Consider the following 8,509-nt stretch of genomic DNA (forward strand, 5'->3'; position numbering starts at 1 on the left):
GGTGATAAAGAAATACAGATAAAAAACCATAGTAAATATGTGTCGTACCTGTTCCGTAAGGAAGCCATCTAAGGCTGTCATTGAGGCTTAACAGGAGCATGGTGAATGTCTTTTCCGGGTTGAGTAACGCCTTTCCTTTGAGGAAGGCGTTTTTATTTTTGGTGGCGGACTTGCAATTTCAGCATAAAAATATTTTAATGACTATCATCTTTGATCCAGAATCCGGCTTATAGTAAGGTCTGGTTCTTATTCTCTCATAATTTCTGCGTTTTTTTATTATGTTTGTAAACCTTGTGTTTTTGTCGGATATCTTCCTTACTCTGTTACGGGGTTTGCCTTGAAAAATCGGGTTCTGGATTTCCGGCTCTCCCGCCACCTAATAATGGGGCATTATGTCTGGTATTCCTTCGTTTGATTTGAGTGATAGAGATTTCAGTTTTTTCAGCCGTCTTGTGTATGAAAAATGCGGAATTTCTCTGCATGATGGAAAAAAGGAACTGGTGCGCTCCCGTCTTTCCAAGCGTCTCAGAGAACTGCACTTTTCCGGTTTCTCCCAATACCTAAAATACCTTCAGTCACCGGACGGTGAAGATGAGCTGATTCTGATGCTGGATGCCATTTCCACCAACCTCACCAGCTTTTTTCGGGAAAAACGGCATTTTGATTTTCTTGAAAAAGAGGCTTTGGAAAGCATTACTGCTCAGATGAAACGGGAGAGCCGACGGGAGCTGAATATTTGGAGCGCTGGTTGTTCCACCGGAGAAGAGCCGTATACGCTGGGAATATGTCTTTCAGAAGCACTGGGGGCATCCTCCGGCCTGAAGGTGAAAATTCTGGCGACGGATCTTTCCACCCGTGTTCTGGATACGGCTCAGTCGGGTATTTATCCCAGTGCCAGGGTGGCAGGGCTCCCGCAGGATCTTCTCAAGCGTTATTTTCTTAAGGGAAGGGGAAAAAGGCAGGGGCAGGTGCGGGTGAATCCTGAAATCCGCAGTATGATTACTTTCCGCCGTTTCAATCTTATGGACCCGTTTCCTGCAGGTGTCCGTTTTGATGTCATATTCTGTCGCAATGTGATGATTTACTTTGATAAGCCTACTCAGGAAGTTCTTGTGGGAAAATTTCATCAGTCACTTAGGCAGGGGGGGTATCTCTTTATCGGTCATTCCGAAAGCCTGATGGGTATAGAGCATCGTTTCCGCTATGTCCAACCGACCATTTACCTTAAAAGCTGAGTCTTTTTAAGGGAGGTTTTTATGGAAAAAACGGCATCTGGCATTCAGGCCGTTCTTGATGAAGTGGCTTTGAAGGTTGTCATGCTTGAGGCAGATGACATTCCGGGGCTGGGTATTCTGCTTTCTGATCTGGATCGTCTTGGTTCTTCATTGGCAGCTTCGGATCTGCCGGAATCTGCAGGTCAGCTTCTTTCTTCTGTGCGGATTTTTACTGAGCGTCTTATTCTTGGCGAAGTTAGCGATACTGTCCCTTTGGAGAACAGTATTACTCTTTTGCAGGAAATGGACAGAGCCTCTACACGGGGGATCAGCTGGGACGGGGATATTTCTTCTCTTGTTAATGAGCTGAAGGGGACCTTGCCTTCGGATCAGCCTCAGGCTGAAGAAACCTGCAATAAGAAAGCTTCTTTATCTGCAGATACTGAAAGTGGCGGTTTTGACGGTGACAGAAGTTATAAGGATCAGGATCTTGAAATACTGGCGGATTTTGTGGTGGAATCCCTTGAAAGTCTTGAAAACATTGAAGTACGTTTGATTGATCTGGAGGAAGACCCTGGGGATGTGAAAATACTCAATGATATTTTCCGCCCCTTTCATACAATTAAGGGAGTTTCGGGTTTTCTGGATCTTTTTGAAATAAATCGTCTTGCCCATAGTACGGAAAATCTTCTGGACAGTGCCAGGGAAGGTAAACTCGGGCTTAGCCAGGAATTTATTGATCTTATTTTGAGTTCAGTGGATACCCTGAGGGAATTGATCGGTTGCGTGCGTGGCAGCCTCAGTGAGGGCGGCAGAATGAAAGGCTGTGGCGTGGATATTCATCCACTCATGGAGCGCATGGATCAGTATAAGGACAGCCCTGTATCCGGCAGGCTGGGAGAAATTCTTGTAAAACGGGGCCTTGTCGATGAACAGGCTATAGAGGATGGCCTGAAGAAACAGGAGGCCTATGGAAAGCCTCTGGGCGAAATTCTGATTTCAGAAAAAAAAGTGAGTCCAAAGGATGTGGTTTCCGCCCTAAGGGATCAGAAGCGGGGAAGGCAGAACGGTAACGGCAAAGGGGCTGCCCTGCAGGTAAAGGTGGATACGGCGAAGCTCGACAACCTTGTGGATCTCACGGGTGAACTGGTGATTGCCCAGGCTATGCTCCGGCAGCAGGCTCTGGATAAGGCCAGGGATTTTTCCCAGAATATGGGGCGTCTCGGGCAGATCGTTTCGGATATTCAGCGTCTGGCCATGGGGATGCGCATGGTGCAGATTGGCAATACCTTTCAGAAGATGCACCGTCTTGTACGGGAACTTGCCAAGGCGGGAGGAAAGCAGGTTGTTCTGGAAATGTCGGGTCAGGATACGGAAATTGACCGCAATGTCGTTGAAACCCTTTATGAGCCCATGGTGCATATGATCCGTAATGCCGTGGATCATGGGCTGGAAACGCCCGAAGAAAGACTGGCTTCTGGAAAGCCGGAGAGGGGTACGATTTTTTTGAAGGCCTACCATAAGGGTGGCAGTATTGTTATTGAGATGTCCGATGATGGTCGCGGACTGGATGCGGAACGAATTTTAGCTAAGGGCGTTGAGCGGGGGATAGTTTCTCCGGATGCCCATCCCACAAAGCAGGAGATTTTTGAGCTGATCTTCCATCCCGGTTTTTCAACGGCTGCAGCCATTACCGATGTTTCCGGCAGAGGTGTTGGTATGGATGTGGTGAAAAGGGTACTGGAAACTCTGAGGGGGCGTCTGGATATCCATTCAGAGCCAAAGAAGGGGACAACCTTTGTTCTGGCCCTTCCCCTGACCATGGCCATCATTGACGGTATGCTGGTCCGGGTTGGCAGGGAACGTTACATTATTCCTGCCATTGCCATTTTAGAATCTTTTCGCCCGGCAAAAAAGGATGTCTTCACCGTCGCCAATCATGGTGAAATGGTCATGGTTCGGGGATCTTTGGTACCGCTTATCCGCCTTGGTCAGATCTGTGATGTGCCAGAAGACAGGACGCAGCCATGGGAAGCTCTGGTGGTGGTTGTGGAAAACAAGGAACGAAGACGGGCCCTGCTTCTGGATGAGCTTTTGAGTAAAGAGGAGTTTGTCATTAAAAGTATGGGAGAAACCTTCTGTAAGCTGGGTTTTCTTGCGGGGGCTGCGATTCTGGGGGACGGTTGTGTGGGCTTGATTCTGGATATGGCAGGCCTTTTTGACATGACAGAGAATCTGGTGCCAACTGAAATGAAAAGCCGGAATTCAGAAATGATTACCGAAGGGCAAGAGGAGGGCCGGTGAGAGTGATTGTTGGCGTTTCCGATATGAAAGTCAGCGCAAATCCGGGTGATGAACTGGTTACCTATTCTCTGGGTTCCTGTATTGGCATAGTTATCTATGACCCGGTGGCCAAGGTTGGGGGGATTCTGCATTATATGCTTCCGGAATCATCACTGGATCCGGAAAAAGCCAGAAAGAATCCTTATATGTTTGCTGATACAGGAATTCCTGCCCTTTTTAAAGCAAGCTATGCTTTGGGGGCTAAAAAACAGCGCATGAAGGTTGCCATTGCAGGAGGAGCTCAGATTCTTGATCAGCAGGGTTTTTTCAATATCGGTAAAAGAAACCATATGGCAGTAAAGAAAATGTTTTTCCGCAACAATGTTATTGCAAATCATGAGGATGTGGGTGGCAATGTTAACCGTACTGTCCGGTTGAAAATTGTCTCCGGAGATATTCATATAAAAGTTGGCGGAGAAGGGGAGAAAAAGCTATGAGCGCTATTTCGGAACTGATCCGTGAAATTGACGGTTTAAAGCCCATGCCCCAGATTGCTCAGCAGGTTCTGGCACTGGCGGAAGATCCCATGGCGGATACTCAGAAAATTGCCGAGCTGATTCGTTTTGATCCTTTTATTACGGCAGATCTTTTGAAAATGTGCAATTCCGCATACTTTGCAAGAAGCCGTACCATTGACTCCGTTCATGATGCCATCAATATTTTAGGGATGAACCGTATTGTGGATCTTGTGGTTATGAAATGCGGGGCAGGCAATTTTTCAGGGGAACAGCAGGGCTATGGTCTGGATGAGGGAGCTTTGTGGAAAAAAGCGGTAAGCTGCGCCATTATTGCAAGGGATCTGGCTGTCAGAGTAGGACTTGCAGACCGGCATCTGGTTTTTACTGCGGGTCTTCTCAGGGATATAGGCAAGGTGATTCTAAGCCGTTTTGTGGGAGAGCGCTTTGGGCGTATTCAGCAGTTGGTGGCTGAGGAGAATTACAGTTTCCGGGAGGCGGAAAAGAAAATCCTCGGTGTGGATCAGTCTGAACTCTCCGGCATTGTAGCCAAAAAATGGGGCTTCAGTCCCCGTTTGCAGACCCTGATACGTAACTCTCATATGCCCGAAGGCGTCGGATTTTCCGATCATGCCGTTAATGTTGTTTATGTGGCAGATCAGGTCTGTATCATGCTGGGTATAGGTGTGGGGCTGGATGGTCTGGCCTATCGCTTCCACAGGGAGGCTTTAAAGGTTCTCGGCCTTGGGGCAAGGGATCTGCAGGAAATTATTGCCGGCTTTGGAGATAAGATTCGGGAAGTTGAAGATCTTATCGGATCTTTTTGAAAAAGCTCACAAGGGGGATATTCATGGCTTATAAAATGCTGGTGGTGGATGATTCCCAGCCCATGCGTTCTGTAATTAAAAAAACAATCCGTGCTGCGGGGTATGGGGATGCTGATTTTCTGGAGGCTTCCAATGGAAGGGAGGCTTTGGCCCTTGTGGGAGAAAGCTGGCTGGATCTTGTGGTTACGGATTACAATATGCCGGATATGAACGGTATGGAAATGATAGAAGAATTTAAAAAAGATGCTGTTCTGGCAGGAATCCCAGTGCTGGTTGTAACAACGGAGGGAAGCCTTGAAAAAGTTGAGGCTTTTTTACAGATGGGCGCTGCGGGATATATAAAAAAGCCTTTTAGTCCGGAACAGATAAGGGAGAAAATAGTCGCCATATTAGGAGAACCCCATGGAGCAGAATCTGAAGAAGGCGATGCAGAACTCGATTTCTGAGGTGCTTGGCACCATGTTCTACATGCCCCTTGAATTTGATCAAGAGGAGACACTTTCGGAAAGCAGGCTATTGGCATTGCCGGATATTAAGGCATCCATCCTCTGTTTTGACGGCCCTTTCAGTGGCTGCCTTGTCATGCTTGTTCCCGGAGAGCTTTTGGCCCTGATGACGGCGGATTTTATGGGGGAAAAGGAAGTCAGTGCCATGGAGATGGAGGAAACCCTAAAGGAGATTTCCAATATGGTGGCTGGCAATACCTTCAGCAATTATGACTGTCATATGGAATTTTGCCTGGGCATTCCTGAGATTCTTCAGGGGGTGCATGGCAGTCATGAGGTTTTTAGCCGGAAAGGTATTTTTTTAATGGTGGAGTCCGTGGATGGTCCACTTGGGGTATGGATGGGGCTTGGTTCCTGAAGATCCGGAGGAAAAAACGGAAGGAAATTCTATGGGAGCAGATAATATCCGGGTTCTGGTGGTGGATGATTCGGCAATTGTGCGTAAGGTCTTTACGGAGGAGTTGTCAAGGGAGCCGGGCATAGAAGTGGTGGGAACGGCACCGGACCCCTATGTTGCCAGAGATAAAATTGTGCATCTGAAACCCGATGTTCTTACTCTGGATATTGAAATGCCCCGTATGGACGGGCTTACCTTCCTTCGTAAACTGATGCGTTATTATCCTTTGCCTGTTATAATTGTCAGCTCACTTACATCCAAAGGGAGTGAGCTGGCACTGGAAGCCTTAAGTATAGGGGCTTTGGAGGTGATTTCCAAGCCGACCTCAGCCTATTCCGTTGGCGATATGAGTGTGCAGCTGGCGGCAAAAATTCGGGCAGTTGCCGGTGTGAGGGTGGATCGAAAGCAGGATGTGCAGGAAGTTCCTGTGAAGCGGGGTGGAACTGAGCCTGTAAGGTCCTTGCGTGTGACAACCCATAAGATCATAGCCATGGGCGCTTCCACGGGTGGGACCGAAGCCCTGCGTGAGGTTTTGACAAGGATGCCGGTGAATGCTCCTGGGATTCTTGTTGTCCAGCATATGCCAGCCCGTTTTACAACGGCTTTTGCTGCCCGGCTCAATGATCTCTGCGCCATGTCCGTTAAGGAAGCCGAGGATGGTGATCCCGTCACTCCAGGTCAGGTACTGATTGCCCCCGGTAATTTTCATATGCTTTTGCGCCGCAGCGGTGCCCGGTATTATGTACAGGTGAAAACGGGTCCCCTTGTGCATCATCAGCGGCCTGCGGCGGATGTCCTGTTTGATTCTGTGGCAGGCTATGCCGGTGCCAATGCCCTTGGGATTATCCTGACGGGGATGGGGGCAGACGGAGCTCAGGGACTGAAAAAAATGCTGGATGCCGGAGCAAGGACCATTGCCCAGGATGAAAGGACATCGGTTGTATTTGGTATGCCCAAGGAAGCCATACGTATAGGCGCAGCAGAGCACGTGCTTGCTCTTGACCGTATTGCGGAAAAAGCCCTGTCTTTATTATAAGATGTTCCGCCGCAGGCGCATAGCCACCCAGGCAATTTGTCTGTGACGTGATCTTAGTCTTATAGCTTTTTGTCCTGTGTTGAAGCGGCAGGCTTGCCTCCACAGATAGAATGAGCTTTTTTGCTTGCCATAGCAGGCTTGAACACGCTGTTATTTTGTCGGTTCATACAGCTTGCTGTTTTTATTAGAACTCCGTCATTCAAGCTTGAAAAGGCTATATTGTTTGCATCATAGATTTTAGGTTTATGGTTTGAGTGCCGGAATCCGAAACGATTGCAAGTCACTGGCAAAGATTCAGGGTGCTTTGCAATGGTATGAAACTGCTGAAATCATAGCTTTGGAATTTCGGAATAAAATTGTGCTGATCAATTACTATTCGTCTTTTTAATTTTTTTATTTGAGAGGGGTTCTATGAAGGTGTTTTCCAGGGGTCTTTTTTTTGTTTTGATTTTTTGCGTTTCTCTTTTTCCTTTTCTTGCCTTTGGCGGGGTGCCTTCAGAAGAGATTGTCTCTTTAAATGTGGAAAATCTGAAAAAAAGTATTGCCCAGCGTACTGTTCTTTCATGGGGGCAGAAGGATGAGCGCTTTCAGAGTTTTGGTCCAGATCAGGTTCGGGTGGATCAGCAGATTCCCATAAAGTTCAAAGACAGTGTTCTCTTTGCAGTGAAAGTCGCCCTGATCCTGCCTCCACCTGAGAATAAAGAGGAAGTTCTTCTTCTGGTGGTGGATGCTGGAGGCCAGATGCAGTTTACCGATATTCAGGATCTGGCTTCGGGCCGCAGCCTGTTTGAAGAGCCCATGTCTGTTCTGAGGCGCATAGAAAAGCTCCCTGCAGATTTTGGAAAACAGCTTTTTCAGGGTAGCGGAATGAATGAGCTTGTTGTGGTTTCTGATCCTTTCTGTCCCTATTGTCGTCAGGGATGGGCTTTTTTGAAAGGCCAGAGGGAAAAGATGAAAAGCCTCCGTCTGGTTCATTTCCCTTTGAACCGGATTTCAGAACTTGTCTGCATGGCTCTGGCGGATGCCGAGGCCAGAGATTTTAAAGTGCTTGAGATGACAGATTTTGTATATGGAGAGCTTCATTATATTCAGGATCCTAAGGCCATTGTTAATCAGTTTATGAAGGCATTTCCTGAGCTTAAAAAGAACTGGGGTGAAGATGCCGATTCCGCACTGAACTATCTGGAATCAAAATATGCCGACAAAGTGAGAAAGGAAAGGATGGATGCCCAGGCGCTGGGTATTCAGTCTACCCCCATCTTTTTTGTTAATGGATATATGGTGGAAGGTTTCAGGGCTGATAAGCTGGGCGAGTTGCTGAAGTGAAAAAAGGTTTCCTTCCTCTCGCTCACCGGGAGGGGGGAAACATTGCCTGCTTTCGGCGTATATTCAGTCCCGGAAAGATTCTTTAATCTACTTCCTGCATTAAGTTTATAAACCCCGATTCTTTTTTTGCTGAATAAGTTCTGTTTTTAAAGGCTGTTACAAAAAAAATAAAAAGGTATGAAAAAAGTCGTTGACAGACAGGTCCTGAATCGATAGTTTGCGCCTCGTTGCTCACGGAGCGGCGGATCGAAAGAAATCGATCTTTGAAAATCAGATAGTGAAAGATAAAGAACATGCCCCTTTAGTATCCCGCCTTTTTAAGGTGGGGGTAGTACCAGAGATTCAACGGAGAGTTTGATCCTGGCTCAGAATGAACGCTGGCGGCGTGCTTAACACATGCAAGTC

General features: G+C 47.5%; 8 protein-coding genes and 1 rRNA gene. All 9 read left to right on the top strand.

Features of this window, described 5'->3' with window-relative positions:
• Positions 1-392 precede the first annotated feature (392 nt).
• The gene (locus FIM25_RS01915; RefSeq protein WP_139445650.1) at positions 393-1,235 is read left to right on the top strand and encodes a CheR family methyltransferase; all 843 of its coding nucleotides are present in this window, start codon (positions 393-395) and stop codon (positions 1,233-1,235) included.
• A 21-nt stretch (positions 1,236-1,256) separates the two neighbouring features.
• Positions 1,257-3,518, top strand: a complete 2,262-nt coding sequence (locus FIM25_RS01920; RefSeq protein ID WP_139445653.1) for a chemotaxis protein CheA — start codon at positions 1,257-1,259, stop codon at positions 3,516-3,518.
• Positions 3,515-3,994 carry a chemotaxis protein CheD gene (locus tag FIM25_RS01925; RefSeq protein WP_139445657.1) on the top strand — a complete coding sequence of 160 codons (480 nt, stop codon included), beginning with the start codon at positions 3,515-3,517 and terminating at the stop codon, positions 3,992-3,994. Before FIM25_RS01920 ends, FIM25_RS01925 begins: the two co-directional genes overlap by 4 nt.
• Positions 3,991-4,839 carry an HDOD domain-containing protein gene (locus FIM25_RS01930; protein WP_139445660.1) on the top strand — a complete coding sequence of 283 codons (849 nt, stop codon included), beginning with the start codon at positions 3,991-3,993 and terminating at the stop codon, positions 4,837-4,839. Before FIM25_RS01925 ends, FIM25_RS01930 begins: the two co-directional genes overlap by 4 nt.
• Positions 4,840-4,862: 23 nt before the next feature.
• A complete protein-coding gene (locus FIM25_RS01935) occupies positions 4,863-5,285 on the top strand; it encodes a response regulator (protein WP_139445662.1) in 423 nt (140 codons plus the stop codon).
• A complete protein-coding gene (locus FIM25_RS01940) occupies positions 5,242-5,703 on the top strand; it encodes a chemotaxis protein CheX (protein WP_139445665.1) in 462 nt (153 codons plus the stop codon). Before FIM25_RS01935 ends, FIM25_RS01940 begins: the two co-directional genes overlap by 44 nt.
• Before the next feature lie 31 nt (positions 5,704-5,734).
• Complete coding sequence (locus tag FIM25_RS01945; protein ID WP_139445668.1) at positions 5,735-6,778, top strand: protein-glutamate methylesterase/protein-glutamine glutaminase; 1,044 nt, start codon at positions 5,735-5,737, stop codon at positions 6,776-6,778.
• A 411-nt stretch (positions 6,779-7,189) separates the two neighbouring features.
• Positions 7,190-8,104: a DsbA family protein gene (locus FIM25_RS01950; RefSeq protein WP_139445670.1), complete on the top strand. Its 915-nt coding sequence runs from the start codon at positions 7,190-7,192 to the stop codon at positions 8,102-8,104.
• Between the two features lie 342 nt (positions 8,105-8,446).
• Positions 8,447-8,509 (top strand): 16S ribosomal RNA (locus tag FIM25_RS01955); the annotation flags it as partial.

Origin of the sequence: Desulfobotulus mexicanus (genome assembly GCF_006175995.1) — a bacterium.
Lineage (GTDB): Bacteria > Desulfobacterota > Desulfobacteria > Desulfobacterales > ASO4-4 > Desulfobotulus > Desulfobotulus mexicanus.